This is a genomic window from Cyanobium sp. NIES-981 (assembly GCF_900088535.1).
Classification (GTDB): Bacteria; Cyanobacteriota; Cyanobacteriia; order PCC-6307; family Cyanobiaceae; genus NIES-981.
This window is the reverse complement of sequence record NZ_LT578417.1, coordinates 2,063,506-2,084,916: the sequence shown is the minus strand read 5'-3', so window position 1 is coordinate 2,084,916 and position 21,411 is coordinate 2,063,506. Positions and strand designations below refer to the sequence as shown.

The 21,411-nt window shown below is 71.9% G+C and carries 22 protein-coding genes, 1 pseudogene and 1 riboswitch; of the genes and pseudogenes, 15 read left to right on the top strand and 8 right to left on the bottom strand.

Annotated features, from left to right (window positions below):
• Position 1: 1 nt before the first annotated feature.
• The 6 genes from mreC (at position 2) to CBM981_RS10570 (ending at position 5,443) form a co-directional block, all read left to right on the top strand.
• Positions 2 to 742, top strand: a complete 741-nt coding sequence (mreC, locus tag CBM981_RS10595; RefSeq protein ID WP_087068375.1) for a rod shape-determining protein MreC — start codon at positions 2 to 4, stop codon at positions 740 to 742.
• Positions 739 to 1,266 carry a rod shape-determining protein MreD gene (gene mreD / locus CBM981_RS10590; protein ID WP_087068374.1) on the top strand — a complete coding sequence of 176 codons (528 nt, stop codon included), beginning with the start codon at positions 739 to 741 and terminating at the stop codon, positions 1,264 to 1,266. The genes mreC and mreD overlap by 4 nt, the downstream gene beginning before the upstream one ends.
• Entirely contained in the window at positions 1,263 to 2,576 is a 1,314-nt protein-coding gene (locus tag CBM981_RS10585) for a sugar ABC transporter substrate-binding protein (protein ID WP_087068373.1), read from the top strand. The genes mreD and CBM981_RS10585 overlap by 4 nt, the downstream gene beginning before the upstream one ends.
• 187 nt (positions 2,577 to 2,763) lie before the next feature.
• Positions 2,764 to 3,528 (top strand): response regulator transcription factor RpaB, encoded by a 765-nt coding sequence (gene rpaB, locus CBM981_RS10580; RefSeq protein ID WP_225867350.1) that lies wholly within the window; start codon positions 2,764 to 2,766, stop codon positions 3,526 to 3,528.
• A gap of 66 nt (positions 3,529 to 3,594) precedes the next feature.
• Complete coding sequence (gene lysS / locus CBM981_RS10575) at positions 3,595 to 5,106, top strand: lysine--tRNA ligase (protein WP_087068371.1); 1,512 nt, start codon at positions 3,595 to 3,597, stop codon at positions 5,104 to 5,106.
• A 73-nt stretch (positions 5,107 to 5,179) separates the two neighbouring features.
• Positions 5,180 to 5,443, top strand: coding sequence for a hypothetical protein (locus CBM981_RS10570; RefSeq protein WP_043368954.1), 264 nt, complete (start codon positions 5,180 to 5,182; stop codon positions 5,441 to 5,443).
• Positions 5,444 to 5,460: 17 nt separating this feature from the next.
• Here CBM981_RS10570 and CBM981_RS10565 read toward each other — a convergent pair whose 3' ends face one another.
• From CBM981_RS10565 to egtB, 5 genes are read right to left on the bottom strand one after another with little or no spacing between them, the layout of a single operon-like run.
• A complete protein-coding gene (locus CBM981_RS10565) occupies positions 5,461 to 6,258 on the bottom strand; it encodes a YdcF family protein (RefSeq protein WP_087068370.1) in 798 nt (265 codons plus the stop codon).
• A gap of 27 nt (positions 6,259 to 6,285) precedes the next feature.
• Positions 6,286 to 6,768, bottom strand: a complete 483-nt coding sequence (locus CBM981_RS10560) for a hercynine metabolism protein (protein WP_087068369.1) — start codon at positions 6,766 to 6,768, stop codon at positions 6,286 to 6,288.
• Complete coding sequence (locus tag CBM981_RS10555) at positions 6,765 to 7,016, bottom strand: hercynine metabolism small protein (RefSeq protein WP_087068368.1); 252 nt, start codon at positions 7,014 to 7,016, stop codon at positions 6,765 to 6,767. The genes CBM981_RS10560 and CBM981_RS10555 overlap by 4 nt, the downstream gene beginning before the upstream one ends.
• Positions 7,017 to 7,019: 3 nt before the next feature.
• Positions 7,020 to 8,069 (bottom strand): L-histidine N(alpha)-methyltransferase, encoded by a 1,050-nt coding sequence (gene egtD, locus CBM981_RS10550; protein ID WP_369801606.1) that lies wholly within the window; start codon positions 8,067 to 8,069, stop codon positions 7,020 to 7,022.
• Positions 8,066 to 9,316, bottom strand: a complete 1,251-nt coding sequence (egtB, locus tag CBM981_RS10545; protein WP_087068367.1) for an ergothioneine biosynthesis protein EgtB — start codon at positions 9,314 to 9,316, stop codon at positions 8,066 to 8,068. Before egtB ends, egtD begins: the two co-directional genes overlap by 4 nt.
• A 67-nt stretch (positions 9,317 to 9,383) precedes the next feature.
• Between egtB and CBM981_RS10540 the strand changes: the two genes are divergently transcribed.
• Both CBM981_RS10540 and CBM981_RS10535 read left to right on the top strand, forming a co-directional pair.
• Entirely contained in the window at positions 9,384 to 10,385 is a 1,002-nt protein-coding gene (locus CBM981_RS10540) for a cysteine synthase A (RefSeq protein ID WP_087068366.1), read from the top strand.
• Entirely contained in the window at positions 10,385 to 12,436 is a 2,052-nt protein-coding gene (locus CBM981_RS10535) for a serine/threonine protein kinase (RefSeq protein ID WP_087068365.1), read from the top strand. Before CBM981_RS10540 ends, CBM981_RS10535 begins: the two co-directional genes overlap by 1 nt.
• Positions 12,437 to 12,472: 36 nt before the next feature.
• Here CBM981_RS10535 and smpB read toward each other — a convergent pair whose 3' ends face one another.
• Positions 12,473 to 12,973, bottom strand: coding sequence for an SsrA-binding protein SmpB (gene smpB, locus CBM981_RS10530; RefSeq protein ID WP_087068364.1), 501 nt, complete (start codon positions 12,971 to 12,973; stop codon positions 12,473 to 12,475).
• Positions 12,974 to 13,041: 68 nt separating this feature from the next.
• Here smpB and ruvB point away from each other — a divergent pair, with 68 nt between their 5' ends.
• From ruvB to thiC, 6 genes are all read left to right on the top strand, one after another.
• Positions 13,042 to 14,097, top strand: a complete 1,056-nt coding sequence (gene ruvB, locus CBM981_RS10525) for a Holliday junction branch migration DNA helicase RuvB (protein WP_087068363.1) — start codon at positions 13,042 to 13,044, stop codon at positions 14,095 to 14,097.
• Between the two features lie 68 nt (positions 14,098 to 14,165).
• Positions 14,166 to 14,948 carry a tetratricopeptide repeat protein gene (locus CBM981_RS10520; RefSeq protein ID WP_087068362.1) on the top strand — a complete coding sequence of 261 codons (783 nt, stop codon included), beginning with the start codon at positions 14,166 to 14,168 and terminating at the stop codon, positions 14,946 to 14,948.
• Positions 14,949 to 15,065: 117 nt separating this feature from the next.
• Positions 15,066 to 16,235, top strand: coding sequence for an amidohydrolase (locus CBM981_RS10515; protein ID WP_087069355.1), 1,170 nt, complete (start codon positions 15,066 to 15,068; stop codon positions 16,233 to 16,235).
• On the top strand, positions 16,232 to 16,522 hold the full coding sequence (locus CBM981_RS10510) for a DUF3188 domain-containing protein (RefSeq protein ID WP_225867349.1): 291 nt from the start codon (positions 16,232 to 16,234) through the stop codon (positions 16,520 to 16,522). Before CBM981_RS10515 ends, CBM981_RS10510 begins: the two co-directional genes overlap by 4 nt.
• A complete protein-coding gene (locus tag CBM981_RS10505; protein WP_087068360.1) occupies positions 16,519 to 17,157 on the top strand; it encodes a HEAT repeat domain-containing protein in 639 nt (212 codons plus the stop codon). The genes CBM981_RS10510 and CBM981_RS10505 overlap by 4 nt, the downstream gene beginning before the upstream one ends.
• A gap of 37 nt (positions 17,158 to 17,194) precedes the next feature.
• Positions 17,195 to 17,312: riboswitch (TPP riboswitch) on the top strand.
• An 81-nt stretch (positions 17,313 to 17,393) separates the two neighbouring features.
• On the top strand, positions 17,394 to 18,794 hold the full coding sequence (gene thiC, locus CBM981_RS10500) for a phosphomethylpyrimidine synthase ThiC (RefSeq protein ID WP_087068359.1): 1,401 nt from the start codon (positions 17,394 to 17,396) through the stop codon (positions 18,792 to 18,794).
• A gap of 319 nt (positions 18,795 to 19,113) precedes the next feature.
• Here the strand turns inward: thiC and CBM981_RS10495 are convergent, their stop codons facing one another.
• A complete protein-coding gene (locus CBM981_RS10495) occupies positions 19,114 to 19,692 on the bottom strand; it encodes a WbuC family cupin fold metalloprotein (RefSeq protein ID WP_087068358.1) in 579 nt (192 codons plus the stop codon).
• On the opposite strand from CBM981_RS10495, the gene CBM981_RS10490 reads away from it, so the two are divergent.
• On the top strand, positions 19,691 to 20,002 hold the full coding sequence (locus CBM981_RS10490) for an Mpo1-like protein (protein ID WP_087068357.1): 312 nt from the start codon (positions 19,691 to 19,693) through the stop codon (positions 20,000 to 20,002). The two genes, CBM981_RS10495 and CBM981_RS10490, sit on opposite strands and share 2 nt — an antisense overlap.
• Here CBM981_RS10490 and CBM981_RS10485 read toward each other — a convergent pair.
• Positions 19,997 to 21,173, bottom strand: a pseudogene (locus tag CBM981_RS10485) (PQQ-dependent sugar dehydrogenase); the annotation flags it as partial. The gene CBM981_RS10490 and the pseudogene CBM981_RS10485 sit on opposite strands and share 6 nt — an antisense overlap.
• Between the last annotated feature and the right edge of the window lie 238 nt (positions 21,174 to 21,411).

The following is a 21,411-nucleotide window of genomic DNA, read 5'->3' as shown; positions in this document are numbered from 1 at the left end:
GATGCAGGCGGGCCGCAGGCTCAGGCTGCCGTCGTTGCGCCTGATCAGGGTGTCATGGCCCTGGCTGCTGGTGCTGCTGGCCCTGGCCGGGGTGCGGCTGAGCAAGGGGGCGGTGCTCAATGATCTCTACGCCCTGCTCAGCCGACCCTTCTGGCCCGGTTCCGCCCAGAGCGAGTGGCTCAAGGCCGCCCAGCAGCTGGATCAGCAGACCCGGCTGTCGGTGCTCGAGGCGGACAACCGACGGCTGCGCGAGATGCTGGAACTCCAGCGCAGCTCGGGACAGCAGCTGAGTGCTCCGGTGATCTCCCGCGAGGCGGCCGGCTGGTGGCAGCAGCTGCTGATCGGCCGCGGTTCCCTCCAGGGTGTGGCGCCCGGGGATGCCGTGGTGGCTCCCGGCGGCCTGATCGGCCGGGTGGCCACGGTCACTCCCACCACGGCCACGGTGACCCTGCTCACGGATCCGTCCAGCCGGGTCGGCGTGTGGGTGGGCCGCTCCCAGCGGCACGGGTTGCTGGTGGGCACGGGCACCGCCCGACCCCTGCTCCGCTTCATTCAGAAGGACCTCAACCTGCGGCCGGGCGATGTGGTGGTGACCTCCCCGGCCAGCACCCTGGTGCCCCCCAACCTCACCGTGGGCGTGGTGCAGAGCGTCGATGACGATGCCGTACCCGCCCCGGAGGCGGTGGTGCAGCTCAGTGCCCCTGTGGATGCCGTGGACTGGGTGCAGGTGAGGGTGCGATGAGCGTGCTGTCCCGCCAGCGCTGGTGTGTGGCCACGGCTCTTCTGGTGCCGCTGCTCACCCTGGCCTCGCCCAGCCTGCTCAAGCTGGCCGGCGTGGCGCCGAGCTGGGCGGTGCTGTGGCTGTTGCCCTGGGCCCTGGTGGACGGCCCATCGTCCGGGGCTCTGGCCGGCCTGGCCCTGGGGTTGGCCCTCGATGCGGTGCATGCCGGCCCCGTCACCCAGATCCCCGCGCTGGTGGTGCTCGGATGGTGGTGGGGGCGGCTGGGGAGGAAGGCTCCCCCGATCGAACGCAGCTTCAACCTCGGTCTGCTGGCCCTGCTCGGTGCCGCCCTGCAGGGCGGCACGGTGGTGCTGCAGCAGCGCTGGCTGGGGCTGGACGGTGTGGCCTCCCTGCACACCCTGGCCGCCCAGACCCTGATCACCGCCCTGCTGGCACCGATGCTGTGTTCGCTGCAGCTGCTGCTGTGGCGCCAGCAGGCTCCGGGTCTGCGCACCGATCTGGGAGGAATGGGCCGATGGGGATGAAGCGCCGCCAGCTGCTGCAGGGGCTCGCTCTGGCCGGGGCCTCCGCCGGCCTCAGCGGTGCGCTGGCGGCCTGCGGGGGTTCGCGTTCCAACGGCGACGGGCGACGGGAACTCAACGTGTGGACCCTCGATCTGGCCCCCAAGTTCAACGACTACCTCAACGGGGTGATTCAGGCGTGGGAGCAGCGGAACCCCGGGGTGCGGGTGCGCTGGACCGATGTGCCCTGGGCCTCGGTGGAACGCAAGCTCCTGGCTGCCGTGTTCGCCCGCACCGCCCCGGATCTGGTGAATCTGAATCCCCCCTTCGCGGCCAATCTGGCCAGCAAGGGGGGGCTGCTCGACCTCACCCCGGTGCTGCCGGCCGGCGCCGCGGAGCTCTACCTGCCGCGCATCTGGCAGGCGGGGCGGCAGGGCGGCGATCAGTTCGCCATCCCCTGGTACCTCACGGCCCGGATCACGATGGCCAACCGCGGCCTGCTGCAGCAGGCGGGGTACGCCGCCCCACCGGCCCGCTGGCGGGATGTGCCGGCCTACGCCGAGGCGGTGCGGCGACGGACCGGGCGCTACGCCCTGTTCACCACCGTGGTGCCCGACGACTCGGCCGAGCTGCTGGAGTCGATGGTGCAGATGGGCGTGCGTCTGCTCGACGACCGCCAGCGGGCCGCCTTCGACACCCCGGCCGGCCGGCGCGCCTTCGCCTTCTGGAGCGATCTCTACCGCCGTGGCCTGCTGCCCCGGGAGGTGGTGAGCCAGGGGTACCGCCGGGCGATCGAGCTCTACCAGTCCGGCGATCTGGCCCAGGTGTCCACCGGGCCCGATTTCCTGCGCAACCTCCAGACCAACGCCCCCGGCGTGGCCGCCCGCACCGCCCCCTATCCCCCCCTCACGGGCGCGGACGGTGCCGCCAACGTGGCCGTGATGAACCTGGTGGTGCCCAGGCAGAGCGCCATGGCCGCCGAGGCGGTGAGCTTCGGCCTCTACCTCACCGACGCCGCCAACCAGTACCGCTTCGCCGAGCAGGCGCGGGTGCTGCCCTCGGCCACGGGGGCGCTGGAGCGGCTGCAGGCCAGCCTGCGGGACCCGGGTCCGCTGGATCCGCCCCAGCGGCTGGTGGAGCAGGCCCGCCTGCTCTCGGCCACCACGCTGGAGCGCGCCCAGGTGCTGGTGCCGGCGATTCCGGGCATCAAGCGGCTCCAGGCGATCCTCTACACGCAGCTGCAGCGGGCCATGCTGGGTCAGCTGGACAGCGACGTGGCGCTCCGCACGGCCCGGCAGGAGTGGGACCGCTACGCCACCGCCCGCTGGCCCTGACGGGGTGTCCTGGTCGGCCTGCGCGGCCTTAGCAGGACTGTGCCGTGCTGTCTGTTTCCAGAGAAATTCTTAAGTCTGGGGAGAGGCGCCAGGCCGGAATCGCACTGGGGGATGACCGTTCGGCGCTCTCAGGGGTATGGTTGCGATTCTTCACTCCGAAGGCGCCGCGCCCATGCCCTCTGCGGACATGTCGACCACGCCCGCAGAGCCCAAGGCCACGCTCCTTGTCGTGGATGACGAAGCCGCCGTCAGGCGTGTGCTGGTCATGCGGCTGCAGCTGGCTGGTTACCGGGTCATCTGCGCCGAAGATGGCGAGGAGGCCCTCACCCTCTTCCACCAGGAACAGCCCGACCTGGTGGTGCTGGACGTGATGCTGCCCAAGCTGGACGGCTTCGCCGTCTGCCGCCGGCTGCGGGCCGAATCGTGCGTGCCGATCATCTTCCTCTCGGCCCTCGATGCCATCGCCGAGCGGGTGTCGGGGCTCGATCTCGGCGCCGACGACTACCTCCCCAAGCCCTTCAGCCCCAAGGAGCTCGAGGCGCGCATCGCCACGATCCTGCGCCGTGTGGGCCGCGGCTCCGCCTCCGCCGAGCCCCGGGAGCAGCCATCCGGCACCGGTGTGCTGCGGCTGGGGGATCTGGTGGTGGACACCAACCGGCGTCAGGTGACCCGCGATGGCGAGCGCATCGCCCTCACCTACACCGAGTTCAGCCTGCTGGAGCTGCTGTTCCGCGAGCCGGGCCGGGTGGTGCCCCGCGCCGAGATCCTCGAGCAGCTCTGGGGCTATCCGCCCCGCCGCGCGGCTGATCTGCGGGTGGTGGATGTGTACGTGGCCCGTCTGCGCGGCAAGCTGGAGCCCGATCCGCGCAATCCCGAGCTGATCCTCACCGTGCGGGGCACGGGCTACGCCTCCCAGCGGGTGGGCGATGCCGGCCTCACGGCCGCCGGCTGATCGCGGCAGCGCGCTTCTGGGCGCCACGCTCCTGCAGGATGGCCCGCAACTGACTGTCCTGCCCCCGTGTCGGAGCTGCGCCAGACCCGCCTGGAGAAAGCCCGGACCCTCGCCAGCCTGGGCCAGGGGCCCTATGCCCTGCGGTTCGCTCCCAGCCACAGCACCGCGGAGCTGCAGCAGGCCCATGCCGACCTGCCCAAAGGCGAGGAGAGGGATGTGGTGGTGGCCGTGGCCGGCCGGGTGATGACCCGCCGGGTGATGGGCAAGCTGGCCTTCTTCACCCTGGCCGATGAGAGCGGCCCGATCCAGCTCTATCTGGAGAAGGCCACGCTGGAGGCGGCAGCGCCCGATGCGCCGCCGCCTGGGGCCTTCGGCCAGATCACCACCCTGGTGGATGCCGGAGACCTGATCGGCGTGGAGGGCAGCCTGCGCCGCACCGACCGGGGCGAACTCTCGGTGAAGGTGAAGGGCTGGACGATGCTGAGCAAGAGCCTGCAGCCCCTGCCGGACAAGTGGCACGGCCTGGCCGACGTGGAGAAGCGCTACCGGCAGCGCTACCTCGACATGATCGTGTCGCCCCACACCCGCGAGACCTTCCGCCGCCGGGCCCTGGCGGTGAGCGCCATGCGCCGCTGGCTCGACGAGCGCGGCTTTCTGGAGATCGAGACGCCGGTGCTGCAGAGCCAGCCCGGGGGCGCCGATGCCCGGCCGTTCGAGACCCATCACAACGCCCTCGATCTGCCCCTCACCCTGCGCATCGCCACCGAACTGCACCTCAAGCGGCTGGTGGTGGGTGGTTTCGAGCGGGTGTACGAGCTGGGTCGCATCTTCCGCAACGAGGGGGTGAGCACCCGCCACAACCCCGAGTTCACCTCGGTGGAGATCTACCAGGCCTATGCCGACTACACCGACATGATGGAGCTCACCGAGCAGCTGCTCGCCCATGTGTGCCAGCAGGTGTGCGGCACCACCGCCATCACCTACCAGGGCACCGCCATCGAGCTGGCCCCCCCCTGGCGGCGCGCCACGATGCACGCGCTGGTGCAGCAGGCCACCGGGCTCGACTTCACCACCTTCTCCACGCGGGCGGAGGCTGCCGCCGCCATGGAGGCCTGCGGGCTGGCGGTGCCGGAGCTGGCCGATTCCGTGGGCCGGCTGCTGGTGGAGGCCTTCGAGCAGAAGGTGGAGGACACCCTGATCCAACCCACCTTCGTGCTCGACTACCCGGTGGAGAATTCGCCGCTGGCGCGGGCCCACCGCAGCAAGCCCGGTCTGGTGGAGCGCTTCGAGCTCTTCATCGTGGGCCGGGAAACCGCCAACGCCTTCAGCGAGCTGATCGATCCGCTGGATCAGCGCCGGAGGCTGGAGGCCCAGCAGGCGCGCAAGGCCGCCGGCGACCTCGAGGCCCAGGGCGTGGACGAGGACTTCCTCCAGGCGCTGGAGGTGGGTATGCCCCCCACCGGTGGCCTCGGCATCGGCATCGACCGGCTGGTGATGCTGCTCACCGACAGCGCCTCGATCCGCGATGTGATCGCCTTCCCGCTCCTGAAGCCGGAACAGCCCGAGCAGGGCGGCTAGCCGGCGGGGCCGGCAGGGCGCAATGGGATAATGCTCACGGTAGGCAATCTCCCCCGACAGGGGCAACGATTCCATGAGTGGAGAGCGCGTCGGTTTTCGCTTCCAGCACGCAGACGCCGTTGTGAAGCGCAACCCCCAGGGACGCTCCCGCCGGGGCTGGGTGATGGAGCCCGTGGAGCAGACCACGAGCCGTGGCACCAAGATGCCCGCCTATCGGATCCGCTGGCGCGACAGCGAACGTCCGGAGATTGTGCTGCAGCACATGTTGATCGCCGATCCCGATCCCACCCCGCCGCCCGAGGGCGTGAGCCTGGTGCCCCCCGCTCCCAAGCAGTGAAGGGTGCCCGGGCAGGCTCAGCTCCAGCCCCGTAGGCGGTACACCAGCAGTCCGAGGTGCTCCTTGAGCATCACGCTGCTCAGATAGAGCGCTTCCGCGTCGGGCATCAGGCTGAGCAGCAGGCTTGCCGGGGTCGGGTTGCCGTAGCGGCTCCGTGCCGGCAGCTGGAAGTCCGTGGGCACAGCCACCACCTCCACCCCGCTGCGGCGCCGGAAGCTGGCCAGGGCCCGGGGCATGTGGGAGGCGCTGGTCACCAGCAGGACCCGCCTCCAGCGGCGGCTTCGCGCCAGTTCGCCGAGGTCGCGCGCTTCCTCGGCGGTGGTGCGGGATTCCCTGTTCAGCAGGATCCGCTCCGGGGCGACGCCGAGCTCCACGGCCAGATCCCGGGCCCACTGGGCTTCGGGGGGCGGCGGTTCCCCGGCGGTGAAGTGCACCCGGCCGCCGCTGGTGACCAGCAGGGGAGCCTTCCGCTGGCGAATCAGCCGTACGCCGGTGAGCAGCCGGTCGCCGGCTTCCCCCACTTCCACACTGCGGCGCGGGGGCAGGGCGGGACGCAGGCCGCCGCCGAGCACCACCACCGCATCCGCGGCCGGCAGGGAGGCCGGCCTCAGTGCGGCACTCCGCTCCTCCAGCCCCCAGATCAGCTGGCGGCTGGTGATCGGCATCGCGAACAGCCAGATCAGGCCCAGCCCGCCCCAGCCCAGCAGCCGGGCCCAGCGGCGCCGGCCGCCGGCTTCGCGGGCCAGCAGCAGCAGCAGGCCCAGCCCGAGGGGGTAGAGCCCCAGGGGCAGCAGCTTCGAGAGCAGAAATCCCACGGTGCCCTGCTCCTGCCGCCGCGGTGGTCAGCCCTGGCGGCGCCGCAGCCGCTCCAGCTCCTGCTCGGCCTCAAAGGCTGCCCATTCGCGTTCCAGGTCCACGCCCTGGCTGGAGCGGCGGGCTTCGGCCTGGCGGGCCGCCAGGGCCGTGATCGCCTGCTCCACCTCGGCGAAGCGCACGCCCAGGTCCGCCAGCTCCTGCCAGCGCCGGCGGCCCTGCTGCATCAAGGCCTCCAGATGGGCCTCGGCCCGATCCGCCAGGTCCGTGGCTCCGGCGGCCCGGGCCTTGCGGCAGCGTTCCTGCCACTGGCGGATCTCGCCGGCCAGCTGCAGCAGTCCATGCCGCTGGCGCTCGGCCTGGTTCTGCAGGGAACGGCGCTGGCTGAGCAGCTCGCGGCGGTGATCGCGGTCCTCCTGGTCCTGGAGCAGGGCCTCCTGGTCGGGATTGGCGGCCAGGAAGCGCTCCAGTTCCTGCTCCAGCTTCGTCTCCAGCTCGTCGAGCCAGCTCATGGGCTGCCGGATCCGGGGTGAGCCTCCCCGGCAGCGCGGGTGATCAGGGGAGCCTCGATCTCCTCCTGCAGCGGGGTGATCGCCGCTTCGCGGGAACGCAGCAGCAGCTGGGTGAGGCGGGCGATGGCGCCCTCGCCGAGGTCCTGGTCGCCGATGCGGTCGAAGGCGTTGCGGTACAGCTGCTCCAGTTCGTGGATCAGGCCTTCACGCACCTGCCGCATCGCCGCCCGTTGCTCCTCCCGACCCATGCCTCAATCCTCCCGCTGTTCCGGCCGCTGTTCCGGCGCTGTGCACTCCGAGTCTGCTGCCTGGGCGCCGGTCTGCAGGGATGGGGCCGGCACCAGCAGGTGGAGGCTGAGGTCGTCGGCCGGATCACTCCAGCGGCGGACCGCTCGCCAGCCCGAGGCGGCCGCCAGGCCGGCGAAGGCCTCGGGGCTGTACTTCACGCTGTACTCCGTGATCAGCTCCTCGCCGGCCCGGAAACGCCAGCGCCTGCCGGCCAGCTGCACCTCCTGGTCGCGCCGGCTCACCAGGGCCATGGCGATCCGGCTGGGCTCGGCCTCCCAGCGGGCCTGATAGCGAAAGGCCTCCGGCGCGAAGGTGCCGCCCAGGTCGCGGTTGAGCCGCACCAGCAGGTTGCGGGCGAAGGCGGCCGACACACCGGCCGCGTCGTTGTAGGCGGCTTCGAGCCGCCCGGGGGCCTTGGGCTGGTCGATGCCGATCAGCAGGGCGCTGCCGGGGCCCAGCAAGCGGCGGAACTGCGACAGCAGGTGCCGCGCCTGCGCCGGGCTGAAGTTGCCCAGGGAGCTGCCCGGGTAGAACCCCAGCAGCCGCTCACCATCCAGCAGCGGGTGGGGCGGCAGCTTCTCCAGAGCGCTGTAGTCGCAGCAGATGCCCAGCACCGGAACGGTCGGATGGCGGGCCTGCAGGGCCTCGCAGGCGGATTGCAGATGGTCGGCGCTGATGTCCAGGGGCACATAGGCCGGGGGCTGCAGGGCCTCCAGCAGCGGACCGACCTTGCGGGCGTTGCCGGCGCCGAACTCCACCAGCACGCCCGCGCCCAGGGCGGCGGCCAGATCGGCCGCCCGTGCCTCCAGCAGGGCTGTTTCCACCCGGGTGAGGCTGTATTCCGGCTGGGCGCAGATCGCCTCGAACAGCCTCGAGCCCTCGGCGTCATACAGCAGCCAGGCCGGCAGCTGGCGCGGCCGTTGCTCCATCCCTGCCGTGACCAGCCGCACCATGTCGGCCGGCTCGGGGTGCAGATCGATCAGGCGGGCCGTGGTGGAGGGAAGGGCTGTCACGCGGCGGGGGAATCGGGGACGGAGATGGGGTCAGCGGGGCCCTTGGCCAGCCTGAGGCCTGCGGCCATCCAGCGGCAGGCCGGCGGGTAGAAGTTGCGGTAAGTGGGCCGGGCATGGCCTGCCGGTGTGAGAAAACAGCTGCCCCGCAGCACCATCTGGGAACTCATGAACTTGCCGTTGTATTCCCCCACCGCGCCGGGGGCCGGCCGGAAGCCCGGATAGGGGCGGTAGGGGCTGGCGGTCCACTGCCACAGCACCCCCTCGGCCTGGGGCAGCCGGGGGGCCAGCACTTCCCACTCGGCTTCCGTGGGCAGCCGGGCCCCGGCCCAGCGGGCGTAGGCGTCGGCCTCGAACCAGCTGAGGTGCCGCACCGGCGCCGCGGGCTGGAGCGGCCGCAGGCCCGCCAGGGTGAACTCCTGGCCCTCGAGCGGGCGGTCGGCCCCGCCGCGCCAGTAGCGCGGGGCCTGCCAGCCCCGGCGGCCCACCTCCGCCCAGCCCTCGCTCATCCACAGCTCCGGCCGCCGGTAGCCCCCATCGGCGATGAAGGCCGCGACGTCGGCATTGGTCACCAGCCGCTCGGCGATGGCGAAGGGCTCGAGCCACTGCCGGTGGCGGGGCGTTTCGTTGTCGAAGTGGAATCCTGCGCCGCCGTGGCCGATCTCCACCAGGCCGCCGGGGTGCTCCAGCCAGCTGCCGCCTGCCTGGCCGTTGCCCCAGGCGGCCTCGTACCAGGTTTCGGGGGCCGGGCCGTAGGCCGGCGCCAGGGGGTTGCGGCTGAGGCCGTCCAGCAGGTCCATCAGCAGCAGTTCCTGGTGCTGCTGCTCGTGCTGCAGCCCCAGCTCGATCAGGGCCAGCTCGCACGGCGGCAGCTGCCCGGCCCCGCCGCTCAGCAGCAGCTCCAGCGCCCCGTCCACCCGCTGCCGCCAGGCCAGCACCGCCTCGATTGAGGGGCGGCTGAGCAGCCCCCGCTCCGGCCGCGGATGGCGGGCGCCGACGGCGTCGTAGTAGCTGTTGAACAGGTAGCCCCAGGCGGCGTCGGCAGGGGTGTAGGCCAGGGCGGCGCCGGCCTCGAGCCGCGGCTTCAGCACGAAGGTGTCGAAGAACCAGGTGGTGTGGCCCAGGTGCCACTTGGGCGGGCTGGCATCGGCCATCCCCTGCAGGCAGAAATCCTCGGGCTGCAGCGGTTCCACCAGCGCCACGCTGTGCTGGCGCACCTGGCGGAGCCGGGCCTGCAGGCCGGTGGTCATGGGTTCACCGGGTTCAGGCCCGACCTTAGGGAGCTTGCCTACGATCCCGCCACGCGGTTGTCAGGGCATGGGCGGGATCACGCAGGGGTTTGTTGGTGCGGTGGGTCACACTCCGCTCATCCGCCTGGCGGCCCTCAGCGCCCTCACGGGGTGCGAGATCCTCGGCAAGGCGGAGTTCATGAACCCGGGGGGATCGGTGAAGGACCGGGCCGCCCTGGGCATCCTGCTGGAGGCGGAGCAGGAGGGCACGCTGCAACCGGGGGGCACCGTGGTGGAGGGCACCGCCGGCAACACGGGCATCGGCCTCACCCACCTCTGCAACGCCCGCGGCTACAAGGCCCTGATCGTGATTCCGGACACCCAGTCGGCCGAGAAGATCGGCCTGCTGCGCAGCCTCGGGGCCGAGGTGCGCACCGTGCCCGCCGTGCCCTACCGCGACCCCAACAACTACGTGAAGCTCTCGGGCCGCATCGCCGCCGAGACCCCCGGGGCCGTGTGGGCCAACCAGTTCGACAACCTGGCCAACCGCCGGGCCCATTACGCCACCACCGGCCCGGAGATCTGGGAGCAGACCGGCGGCCAGGTGGATGCCTGGGTGGCGGCCACGGGCACGGGCGGCACCTACGCGGGGGTGGCCCTCTTCCTCAAGGAGCGCAACCCCCGGGTGTGCTGCGTGCTGGCCGACCCCTACGGCAGCGCCCTCTACAGCTGGGCCCGCACCGGCGAACTCAGCAGCGAGGGCAATTCGATCACCGAGGGCATCGGCAACAGCCGCATCACGGCCAACCTCGAGGGGGCGCCGGTGGATGACGCCGTGCGCATCGACGACCAGGCCGCCCTCGACACGATCTACCGCCTGCTGTGGCAGGAGGGCCTGTTCCTGGGGGGGTCGGTGGGCATCAACGTGGCGGCGGCGGTGGAGACCGCCCGGCGGCTGGGCCCCGGCCACACCATCGTCACCGTGCTGTGCGACAGCGGCGACCGCTACCGGTCGCGGCTCTACGACCGGGACTGGTTGGCGGCCAAGGGGTTGCGGCAACCTGAGCGGGCTCTGGCCGCGGCTGGCTGATGCCTCCTGATTCCGCCACACCGTCCGCCGCCTCGCCGGCGTCCTCGCCCCAGCCCGGCGCCCTCATCGGCGAGCGCTACCGCCTCGAGCAGCGCCTCAGCCAGGGCGGCCAGGGCAGCCTCTGGCGCGCCCGGGACCAGTTGGCCGGTGAGGGGCCCGTGGCGCTGCGGCAGCTCGGCCCGGAGTTCGACCACGGGGCGGCGGTGGCCCGCTGGAACCGGCTCCAGGGCGTGCTGCACCCCCAGGTGCCGCGGCTGGGCAGCCCGCTGCGCCAGGACGGCGACCTCTGGCTGGTGCGGGAGTGGCAGAGCGGCCGCACCTTCCAGCAGCTGCTGCAGGTGCGGGCCGAGCGGCAGATGGTGTTCGGCGCCGGGGAGGTGCTGCTGCTGCTGCGCCAGCTGCTGCCGGTGCTGGCGGTGCTGCATGGTCAGGACCTGGTGCATGGGGATCTCTGCCCGGCCAACCTGCTGCGCCGGGACAGCGACGGTCTGCCGGTGCTGCTCGATTTCGGCCTGGTGGCCGGGGGCGTGGTGGCCACCCCCGGATTCGCCCCGCCTGAGCTGGCCGAGAGCGGGCAGCCGCTGCCCTGGATGGATCTCCATGCCCTCGGGGTCACGGCGCTGGTGCTGCTCAGCGGCGACCCGCCGGCCGGCCTCTTCGACCCGGTGAGTTTCAGCTGGCGCTGGCCCGTGGCCCTGGCGGCCGAACCCGATCTGCAGCGGGAGCTGCAGCGGCTGCTGCAGCGCCAGCCCGACCAGCGCTTCCGATCCGCGGGTCAGGCGCTGGCGGCCTTCCAGGCGGTTCCGATGCCGGAGTCCACCGGGCCTGTCGCCCGGGCCGACCGCACCGTGGTGCTGGTGCCGCCGGCGGCACCCCCCGACCTGCCTCCTGCCGCTGAGGTGGCCGCGGGGCCTGCCGCAGCTCCCCCGGAGCTGCCCCCCCTGGGGGCTCCCGTGGCTGCCGTGACCCCGCTGAGCCGCGCCGAAGCCCGGGATGAGGCGGCCGAGGGAGGGATCTGGCCGGTGGTGATGGCTCTGGTGGTGTCGGCCGTGGTGGGCACCGCCCTGGGCTGGTGGTGGCTGAGCCGCGGCAAGCAGCCCCCGCCCACCACCCCCGAGGCGGCCCTGCAGCTGCCCAGCAGCCTGCCCCCTTCGGAGGTGGATCAGCGCCAGCAGCTGCTGAACCGGCTGCGGGCGATGCAGGTGGATCGTGGCTGGTTCCTCAAGCTGGTGGATGCCAGCCTGCTGGCCCAGTTCCCGGAGCGGGGCGGCCGGCTGCCCAGCGATGCCCTGGAGGACGCGCCGCTGCGCAAGATCTGGAATGAGCTGGCCGAGGAGTGGCTGGCTCGGGTGGAGCAGCTCCCCATCGAGCTGCGCCGCCGGCTGGGCAACTACAGCAACGGCGACTGGGAGCGACGCCAGAAGGCCCTGGTGAACCAGGGCATCAGCCCCGAGGTGCTGCGTCAGCTGGTGTCGGGCAGTGCCCAGAACCTGCTGCCCGGACGCTCGGGAGCGGCGATTCCGCCCGAACCCTTCCGCCAGCTGTGGTACGCCGCCGCCGAGCAGATCCTCGCCACGGTGCAGATCGAGGCGATCCAGGCCCAGCCCCTCCAGACCCAGGTGCTGTCGGCCGCGGTGGACGCCGGCGGTGCCCGCCTGTTTCCGGTGCGGCTCACCCCCGGCAACCGGCTGGTGCTGGGGGTGAACGGCTCGCCGCTGATGCAGATGAGTGTGTTCGCGGCCGATGGCAGCCTGCTGGAGCCGAAGGGACCGCTGCGGGTGGTGAGCCTGCCGGCCCAGACGCAGTCGCCGGTGCAACTGCTGGTCACCAACGACGGTGTGGCGCCGGCCATGATCACGCTCTCGCTGCGGGCCGATCCCCCGGCGGCGGCTCCCGCACCGGAGCCGCCCCAGCCCCTGGCGCCCGATCAGCTGTCCCGGCCCCAGTCCCTGCCGCCCGAGGCCGACCGCAACCCCGCCCCCCGGCCGGATCCAGCCCGGGGCCCGGATGCCGAGGGCCCGCCGGAGCCCCTGCCGCCCCTGTCGAACTGACCGGCAGGCGTTCCGGGGAGAGGACCGAAGGGAGGTTCAGTAGCGGGCGATCGCGGCCCGCGTTTCCCGGGCCTCCTGTTTGCGGCGCTCCTCCTGCCGCTTGTCGTGCAGCTTGCGGCCCTTGCCCAGCCCGAGCGTCACCTTGATCCAGGAGCCCTTCAGGTGCATGTTCAGCGGGATCAGGGTGAGGCCCTTCTGATCGAGGGCGCCGCGCAGCTTGTCGATCTCGCGGCGGTGGGCCAGCAGCTTGCGCACCCGCAGGGGGTCGTGGTTGAAGTAGGCCCCGGCGTGGCTGTGGGGCGAGATGTGCACGTTGTGCAGCTGCAGTTCGCCGTTCCTGATCAGGCAGAAGCCGTCGCGCAGATTCACCTGCCCCGCCCGGATCGACTTCACCTCGGTGCCGAGCAGTTCGATGCCGGTCTCGAGGGTGTCGAGGATCTCGTACTGATGGCGCGCCAGCCGGTTGTCGGCCAGCAGCCGGTTGGCGGCGTCCCGCCGGGCGCGGGCGGCGGCCTTCTTTGCTCCGCCCTTGGCCATGCCGTTCCGCCCTCTGGTTCCGATCCGCTCGACTCCCGACCCTAGGCAGAGGCCGGTACCCTCCAGGGATGGCGATCGTGTCCTCTGCCTCCCCGGCGCCCCGTCGCCGCCCACCCAGCCGTGGCGCCGCGGCCAACGCTGCTGGGGACGCGGCGGCGGCCCCGGTGCCGCGGGAGGATGGACTGCGGCCCCGGCGCCTGGCCGACTACATCGGCCAGGGGGAACTCAAACAGGTGCTCGGCATCGCCATCGAAGCCACCCGCGCCCGGGGGGAAGCCCTCGATCACGTGCTGCTCTACGGCCCCCCGGGGCTCGGCAAGACCACCATGGCCCTGGTGCTCGCCGAGGAGCTGGGGGTGCGCTGCCGGATCACCAGCGCGCCGGCCCTGGAGCGCCCGCGCGACATCGTGGGGCTGCTGGTGAATCTGCAGCCGCGCGACCTGCTGTTCATCGATGAGATCCACCGCCTCAACCGGGTGGCGGAGGAACTCCTCTATCCGGCGATGGAGGATGGCCGCCTCGACCTCACCGTGGGCCAGGGAACCACGGCCCGCACCCGCTCCCTGCCGCTGCCGCCCTTCACGCTGGTGGGGGCCACCACGCGGGCGGGCTCGCTGAGTTCGCCCCTGCGCGACCGCTTCGGGCTGATCCAGCGGCTGGAGTTCTACGGCCTCGACGACCTGCAGGCGATCGTGCTGCGCGCTGCCGGTCTGCTGGAGCTGGAGCTGGAGGCGGAGGCGGCCCTCGAGGTGGCGCGGCGCTGCCGCGGCACGCCCCGCATCGCCAACCGCCTGCTGCGCCGGGTGCGGGATGTGGCGGCGGTGGCCGGCCACCGCCGCGTCTGCGCGGTGGTGGTGCGCCAGGCCCTCAGCCTGCATCGCGTTGACGCCCGCGGCCTCGATGCCCACGACCGCCGCCTGCTCAGCCTGATGCTCGAGGCCTATGGCGGCGGGCCGGTGGGCCTCGACACCCTGGCGGCGGGGCTCGGGGAGGATCCGGCCACCCTCGAGACAGTGGTGGAGCCCTACCTGCTGCAGCAGGGCCTGCTGCAGCGCACGCCCCGCGGCCGCGTGCTCACCGAGGCGGGCCGTGCCCACCTCGCCAGCCTGGCCGAGGCGGCATGACCCGCCTCGCCCCCCTGCCCCCACGCCCCCCATCGGGCCCGCGACGCCGGCCGGCCCGGATCGTGCGGATGCTGCTGAGCGGCCTGCTGGTGCTCACCCTGCTGCTGGGCGGGGCCTGGGGCCCTGGGGCCGCCCTGGCAGCCGAGGCCGCCGACCACCAGCGGCTGTTCGAGCAGGCCCTCGAGGCCAGCCGCCAGGGCCGTTTCGCCGAGGCCCTGCCCCTCTGGGATCAGGTGCTGGCCCTCGCCCCCGACGATGCGGCGGCCTGGAGCAACCGCGGCAATGTGCGGCTGGCCCTCGGCGATGCCGAGGCGGCCATTGCCGACCAGAGCCGGGCGGCCGAACTCGATCCCTCCAGCCCCGACCCCCACCTCAACCGCGGCACCGCCGAGGAGGCCCTCGGCCGCTGGGAGGCCGCCGCCGCCGACTACGCCTGGATTCTTGCCCGCGATCCCGGCGACGCCTCGGCCCTCTACAACCTCGGCAATGTGCTCGGCTCCCAGGGGGACTGGGCTGCGGCCCGGGCCAGCTTCGAGGCGGCCGCGGCGGCCCGGCCGGGTTTTGCCATGGCCCGCTCCAGTGCGGCCCTGGCCGCGTTCCAGCTGGGCGACCTGGCCACGGCGGAGCAGGCCCTGCGCTCCCTGATCCGCCGCTATCCCCTCTTCGCCGACGCCCGTGCCGGCCTCACGGCGCTGCTCTGGCGCCAGGGGTCCCGCGGCGAGGCCGAGAGCAACTGGGCCGCCGCTTCCGGTCTCGATCCCCGCTACCGCCAGGAAGAATGGTTGCGACAGACGCGGCGCTGGCCGCCGGGTCCGGTGGAGGCTCTGAGCCAGTTTCTGGCTCTCGCCTGAGTCCCTCTTCCGCGTTGTTCTGACCCCATGACCCTCAGCCCTCCCGCTTTCAGCCCCGGCGCCGGCAGCTCCAGCCTCAGCTGGCAGGCCCTGGGGCTGGAGCAGGAGCTGGCCGGGATGCTGCCGGAACTGATCCAGCTGCGGCGCCACCTGCATCGCCACCCGGAGCTCAGCGGCCACGAGCAGCAGACGGCGGCCCTGGTGGCCGGGGAGCTGCGCCGCTGGGGCTGGCAGGTGCGCGAGGGGGTGGGCCGCACCGGGGTGGTGGCGGAGCTGGGCCCCGCCACCACCCCGGCGGGAGATCCTTCGCCCCTGGTGGCCCTGCGGGTGGACATGGACGCCCTGCCGGTGGAGGAGCGCACGGGTCTCGATTACGCCTCCACCGTGCAGGGGCTGATGCACGCCTGCGGCCACGACCTCCACACCGGCGTGGGGCTGGGGGTGGCCTGGCTGCTGAGTGCCGTGGCGCGCCACCATCCCGAGCATCTGCGCAGCCGCGTGCGGCTGCTGTTCCAGCCCGCCGAGGAGACGGCCCAGGGGGCGGCCTGGATGAAGGCGGACGGCGCCACCGACGGGGTGGAGGCCCTGTTCGGCCTGCACGTGTTCCCCAGCATCCCCGTGGGCTGCATCGGGGTGCGCAGCGGCAGCCTCACGGCCGCGGCCGGCGAACTGGAGGTGGAGGTGCTCGGCGAGGGCGGCCACGGCGCCAGGCCCCACCAGAGCACCGATGCGATCTGGATCGCGGCCCGGGTGGTGAGCGGGCTCCAGGAAACGATCTCGCGCCGCCTCGACGCCCTGCATCCGGTGGTGGTGAGCTTCGGCCGCATCGAAGGGGGAAAGGCCTTCAATGTGATCGCCGATCACGTGCGCCTGCTGGGCACCGTGCGCTGTCTGGACAACGACGTGCACGCCCAGCTGCCGGGCTGGATCGAGGAGACGGTGCATGCTCTCTGCCGCGGCCATGGCGGCGAGGCCCGCGTGCGCTACCGCTGCATCTCGCCGCCGGTGCAGAACGATCCGGTGCTTACCCAGCTGGTGGCGGCGGCCGGCTGCGAGCTGCTCGGCTCCGAGCAGGTGCTGTGGCTGGAGCAGCCCTCCCTCGGGGCGGAGGACTTCGCCGAGCTGCTCGACGGCACCCGCGGCACCATGTTCCGGCTGGGGGTGGCGGGCCCCGGGGGCTGCACGCCGCTGCACAGCAACACCTTCGCCCCCGATGAGGGCGCCCTGGCGGTGGGGGTGCGGGTGCTCACCCTGAGCCTGCTGCGCTGGATGGAGCAGCCCCGATGAGTCCGGCGGCAGGGCCTGGAGCTGGAACCGGGGAGATGCGCCAGCCGATGCCCACCCCCTCAAGGGGTCTGCTCAACACCCTGCTGGCCCTCTCCGCGCCCCTGCTGCTGCTGGTGGCCCTGGCGGTGCTGGTGCAGCGCCGCGGCCCCGACCGGATCCAGGCCGTGCCGGCCCTGGTGATCGGTGGGGTCCTGCTCGGCACCAGCCTCCACAGCCGCCGCCGCCGCCGCCGCCGCCTGCTGGCCGCCCTGCGCAGCGGCACGCCATCCGGCAGGCTGGAGCCATGAGCGATTCCACACCCCAACCCGCCGATCCCGGTCCTGTGGACCTGCAGGCCCTCGAGGCGGCGATCCTTTCGGGCGACCCGGCCCGCTCCATGCCGGCCCTGGTCGGCCTGCGGGAGGTGCCGGCCGAGCAGGCCGTGCCGCTGCTGCTGCGGGGTCTGGAGCAGTCGGCCTTCATCGTGCGCTCGCTCAGCTGCGCCGGTCTGGGCGTGAAGCAGACCGAGGCCGGCTGGACGGCGCTGGTGGAGGCGGTGCGCCACGACGAGGACGCCAACGTGCGGGCCGAGGCGGCCAACGCGCTGGTGAGCTACGGCCTGCAGCGGGCCTGGCCGGTGGTGCTGGAGGCCTTCCGCGCCGACAGCCAGTGGCTGCTGCGCTGCAGCGTGCTCTCGGCGGTGGCCGAACACCCGGAGGCGCGGGCCGCGGACCTGCTGGAACTGGCCGAGCTGGCCCTGGCCGATGCCGACGACACGGTGCGGGTGGGCGGCACCGAGATCCTGGGCCGGCTGGCCCAGCAGCAGGGTGGGAGCGGCGACGACCCAGCTGTGGCGGAACGGGCCCGAACCCTGTTGCGGGGCCTGCAGCAGGACGCCGACCACCGCGTGGTGGCCGCGGCCCTGAACGGGCTCCAGGGCTGAGACCAGGGCCGTTCCAGGGTCGGGCTTGCTAGGTTTTCAGCGTCACTAGGGGTGCCCGCTCACAGGCCGTTCCGGCCGGTGAACGAAGGGCTGAGATCACACCCTCCGAACCTGATCCGGGTCATGCCGGCGCAGGGAAGTGAGAACGAACTCCAGCTGCGCCCCGAATCCGTCCGCCTCCGTGCCGTTGCCTCGCTCCGGCCCGCCGCGACGGTTTCCCCATCGCCCCACCCCTCATGCGCAGCGCCTGGATCGAGAAGCGTCGTGGTCACGCCAATGTCAGCCAGATGCACTATGCCCGCCAGGGCGTGGTCACCGAGGAGATGGCCTTCGTGGCCAAGCGGGAGAACCTGCCCGAATCGCTGGTGATGGAGGAGGTGGCCCGGGGCCGCATGATCATCCCGGCCAACATCAACCACACCAACCTGGAGCCGATGGCGATCGGCATCGCCAGCCGGTGCAAGGTGAACGCCAACATCGGCGCTTCGCCCAATGCCAGTGATGTGAGCGAAGAGCTCAGGAAGCTCGAGCTGGCGGTGAAGTACGGCGCCGACACCGTGATGGATCTCTCCACCGGTGGCGTGAACCTCGATGAGGTGCGCACGGCGATCATCAGCGCCTCGCCGGTGCCGATCGGCACGGTGCCGGTGTACCAGGCGCTCGAGAGCGTGCACGGCTCGATCGAAAAGCTCAGCGAAGACGACTTCCTGCACATCATCGAGAAGCACTGCCAGCAGGGCGTGGATTACCAGACCATCCACGCCGGCCTGCTGATCGAGCACCTGCCCAAGGTGAAGGGCCGCCTCACCGGCATCGTGAGCCGCGGCGGCGGCATCCTGGCCCAGTGGATGCTGTATCACCACAGGCAGAACCCGCTCTACACCCGCTTCGACGACATCATCGAGATCTTCAAGCGCTACGACTGCAGCTTTTCCCTGGGTGATTCGCTGCGGCCGGGCTGCCTGCACGACGCCTCCGATGAGGCCCAGCTCGCCGAACTGAAGACCCTCGGTGAACTCACCCGCCGCGCCTGGAAGCACGACGTGCAGGTGATGGTGGAGGGTCCGGGCCATGTGCCGATGGACCAGATCGAGTTCAACGTGAAGAAGCAGATGGAGGAGTGCAGCGAGGCGCCCTTCTATGTGCTCGGTCCGCTGGTGACGGACATTGCCCCCGGCTACGACCACATCACCAGCGCCATCGGCGCAGCGATGGCCGGCTGGTACGGCACGGCGATGCTCTGCTATGTGACGCCCAAGGAGCACCTGGGTCTGCCCAATCCGGAAGATGTGCGCAACGGCCTGATCGCCTACAAGATCGCCGCCCACGCCGCCGACATCGCCCGCCACCGCCCCGGCGCCCGCGACCGCGATGACGAGCTCAGCCGCGCCCGCTACGCCTTCGACTGGAACAGGCAGTTCGATCTCTCGCTGGATCCGGAGCGGGCCCGCGAGTACCACGACGAAACCCTGCCGGCGGACATTTACAAGCAGGCCGAGTTCTGCTCGATGTGCGGGCCCAAGCACTGCCCGATGCAGACCAAGATCACCGAAGCAGACCTGGAAGGCCTGGCCGAAGTGCTGCAGCAGCAGAAGGCCGACCAGCCGAAAGGCGAGCAGGCCGTCACCCCGGTCTGAGGGGCGGGCCCAGGGCTCAGGGCCCTGGGGCATGAGCTCTGCGGGCGCTCAACCCTGCCCCGGAGCTCAGGGCCGGCTGGCTGAGCAGCGTGTGGATCAGAGCCATGACTTCCGGCAGCGTCAGCTTCCTGCTGCGGCTGGTCAGGCGGGGCTGGGCATCAACCCTCCCAGGCTGGGGTTGAAGCCAGGGCGGGGTGGAAGATGTCTGGCCCTGACGAGAACGATGTCATCACCTTGGGCCTGGGCGGCTGTGGCGCAGCCGCCCTTGGTCCTGGTCTGAATTCTTCGTGGTCAGGATTCTTCGTGGTCTGAATGGAATTCAGGCTGGAGGAGAATCCGGCTCACCCTCACCCTCGGCTTCGAACAGGTTGCGCCATTGCCGCTCCTGCGCGGCCGCTTCCAGGCTGCCTTCGCTGGGGAACTGGGGCAGGAAGTCCTTGTCGGCGGCGGGCTGGTAGGGGCCCTGCTTCAGCTCCAGCATCACCGCATCGGGGCTGAGGGCCACCAGGGTGTGGAACTGGCCTTCGGCCAGCTCGATCCCCTTCAGCGGGCCGGTGGCCTCCAGCCGTTCCCTGCCGATCACCTCCCCGGCCGCATTCAGCACCAGCAGCCCGATGGCGCCCTGGAGCACCACGAAGCACTCGAAGCCGCCGCCAGCTCCATCGCGCACGTGGCGGTGGGGGCGCACGTAGGTACCGGGTTGGAGGCCGTTGAGAAAGCGCTGCACACGATCCGGCAGCTGGTGCAGGTTGTGGTTGCGGCGCAGCCGCGGCGCCTGGCGGGCCCGTGCGCTCAGCTGATCGAGCAGGGCCTGATCGATCCGTTGCAGTGGCGGCCGGGGAGTGGCCGGCGGATCAGGATGGGGTGATTGTTGAGGGCACACGGCGGGCACCGGCATGGGCAGCGAGCGGCAGTTCACCACGTTTGCTCACTTCTACCCCTTCTATCTGGGCGAGCATGCCAACCGCACCTCCCGCCGGCTCCATTTCCTTGGCGCCAATCTGGCCATCCTGCTGCTGCTGGTGGCGCTCCTGAGCCGGCAGTGGTGGTTGCTGCCCGTGGCCCTGGTGCAGGGTTACCTGTTCGCCTGGGCAGGGCATTTCTTCTTCGAGCTGAACCGGCCGGCCACCTTCCGCTACCCCCTGTTCAGCTTCCTGGCTGACTGGTGTCTGTGGTGGGGGATCATCACGGGCCGGATCGGCCTATGAAGCCGCCGCCGGGCGCTCCGCCGGCCGCAGCCGCAGCAGCCGGCCCCGGGGTTCATCGGTGAGCACGTAGAGCTCCCCATCAGGCCCCTGCCGCACATCGCGCACCCGTGCTCCGATCGGCAGCACCGATTCCCCGATCACCACTCCTGCCTCATTGAGCTGCAGCCGCCGCACGCCCTGGGCCACCAGACCCCCCACGAACAGGTTGCCCTGCCACTGCGGTACCCGATCCCCCTGGTACACGGCCAGCCCCGAGGGGGCGATGGTGCCCATCCACACCCGGCGGGGGTCGGCGAATCCCGGCGCCGAGGTGCGGCCGGCCACGGGTTGGCCGCTGCCGTACTCCCTGCTGTGGGACACCACCGGCCAGCCGTGGTTGGCGCCGGCCCGGATCAGGTTGAGTTCATCGCCGCCCCGGGAGCCATGCTCCGTGGCCCACACCCGCCGGTGCACCGGGTCGTGGGCCAGGCCCTGGATGTTGCGGTGGCCGAGGCTCCACACCGCCGGATCGGCTCCTCGGCGTCCTACCAAGGGGTTGTCGGGGGGGGATGGAGCCGTCGTCGTTCAGGCGCACCACCTTGCCCAGGTGGCTGGCCGGGTTCTGGGCCTGGAGACGGATCCAGGCGCCGTCGAGGCTCACGGGCGGGTTGCCCCCATCGCCGATCGACACGAGCAGGGTGGCATCCGGCAGCCACAGCAGCCGCGAGCCGAAGTGCTGCCCGCCGCTCTTGCTGCGGTTCACCCGGAAGATCACCTGCCAGTCGCGCAGGGCGCGGCCATCGAAGCGGGCCCGGGCCACGCGGGTGCCGTTGGCCTCCCGGGTGCCATGGGCATAGCTGAAGTAGATCCAGCCGTTCTCGGCAAAGCGCGGATGGGGGGCGATGTCCAGCAGTCCCCCCTGGCTGGCGGCGAACAGCTGGTCGGCCTTCACGTCCGAGGCCACCGGAGCCACCCCCGGCACGGGCTTCGGGTCGAGCCGGCCGGAGCGCACGATGCGCAGCCGTCCCGGCCGCTCGGTGATCAGCAGAGTGCCGTTCGGTAGCCAGGCCATGCCCCAGGGGTGTTCCAGACCCTCCACCACCGTCGTGAGCGTCACCGCCTCCACCGGCAATCCGGCGGGATCGGGGCTGAGCAGCGCCACCGGCTCCCCGCCGGCGTCGCCCCCCAGGGCGCCCGAGGGGGTGGGAGTGCCGGGTTGCACCGAACAGTGCCCGATCCCGGCGGTGAAGGCCACCACGGCCGCCCAGCGCATCCCAAGGCTGAGCCACCACTGGGGCGAAACAGGGGGGCAGCGCAGCGATGGGGTCAGCACGGTGCGGGGGATGGCGGTGTCCACTCTGCCCAGAGCCCGATCGGAGCTGGGCGGGGTTCGGACACCAAAAAGCCCCGCCTGAAGGCGGGGCAGGGTG

What these genes read in the sequence shown, in the direction of transcription:
- mreC (WP_087068375.1), top strand. Translation starts at nt 2, where the DNA reads ATGCAGGCGGGCCGCAGGCTCAGGCTGCCGTCGTTGCGCCTGATCAGG.
- mreD (WP_087068374.1), top strand. Translation starts at nt 739, where the DNA reads ATGAGCGTGCTGTCCCGCCAGCGCTGGTGTGTGGCCACGGCTCTTCTG.
- CBM981_RS10585 (WP_087068373.1), top strand. Translation starts at nt 1,263, where the DNA reads ATGAAGCGCCGCCAGCTGCTGCAGGGGCTCGCTCTGGCCGGGGCCTCC.
- rpaB (WP_225867350.1), top strand. Translation starts at nt 2,764, where the DNA reads ATGTCGACCACGCCCGCAGAGCCCAAGGCCACGCTCCTTGTCGTGGAT.
- CBM981_RS10570 (WP_043368954.1), top strand. Translation starts at nt 5,180, where the DNA reads ATGAGTGGAGAGCGCGTCGGTTTTCGCTTCCAGCACGCAGACGCCGTT.
- CBM981_RS10560 (WP_087068369.1), bottom strand. Translation starts at nt 6,768, where the DNA reads ATGAGCTGGCTCGACGAGCTGGAGACGAAGCTGGAGCAGGAACTGGAG.
- CBM981_RS10555 (WP_087068368.1), bottom strand. Translation starts at nt 7,016, where the DNA reads ATGGGTCGGGAGGAGCAACGGGCGGCGATGCGGCAGGTGCGTGAAGGC.
- egtB (WP_087068367.1), bottom strand. Translation starts at nt 9,316, where the DNA reads ATGACCACCGGCCTGCAGGCCCGGCTCCGCCAGGTGCGCCAGCACAGC.
- CBM981_RS10540 (WP_087068366.1), top strand. Translation starts at nt 9,384, where the DNA reads ATGGGCGGGATCACGCAGGGGTTTGTTGGTGCGGTGGGTCACACTCCG.
- CBM981_RS10535 (WP_087068365.1), top strand. Translation starts at nt 10,385, where the DNA reads ATGCCTCCTGATTCCGCCACACCGTCCGCCGCCTCGCCGGCGTCCTCG.
- smpB (WP_087068364.1), bottom strand. Translation starts at nt 12,973, where the DNA reads ATGGCCAAGGGCGGAGCAAAGAAGGCCGCCGCCCGCGCCCGGCGGGAC.
- ruvB (WP_087068363.1), top strand. Translation starts at nt 13,042, where the DNA reads ATGGCGATCGTGTCCTCTGCCTCCCCGGCGCCCCGTCGCCGCCCACCC.
- CBM981_RS10520 (WP_087068362.1), top strand. Translation starts at nt 14,166, where the DNA reads ATGCTGCTGAGCGGCCTGCTGGTGCTCACCCTGCTGCTGGGCGGGGCC.
- CBM981_RS10515 (WP_087069355.1), top strand. Translation starts at nt 15,066, where the DNA reads ATGCTGCCGGAACTGATCCAGCTGCGGCGCCACCTGCATCGCCACCCG.
- CBM981_RS10510 (WP_225867349.1), top strand. Translation starts at nt 16,232, where the DNA reads ATGAGTCCGGCGGCAGGGCCTGGAGCTGGAACCGGGGAGATGCGCCAG.
- CBM981_RS10505 (WP_087068360.1), top strand. Translation starts at nt 16,519, where the DNA reads ATGAGCGATTCCACACCCCAACCCGCCGATCCCGGTCCTGTGGACCTG.
- thiC (WP_087068359.1), top strand. Translation starts at nt 17,394, where the DNA reads ATGCGCAGCGCCTGGATCGAGAAGCGTCGTGGTCACGCCAATGTCAGC.
- CBM981_RS10490 (WP_087068357.1), top strand. Translation starts at nt 19,691, where the DNA reads ATGGGCAGCGAGCGGCAGTTCACCACGTTTGCTCACTTCTACCCCTTC.
- CBM981_RS10495 (WP_087068358.1), bottom strand. Translation starts at nt 19,692, where the DNA reads ATGCCGGTGCCCGCCGTGTGCCCTCAACAATCACCCCATCCTGATCCG.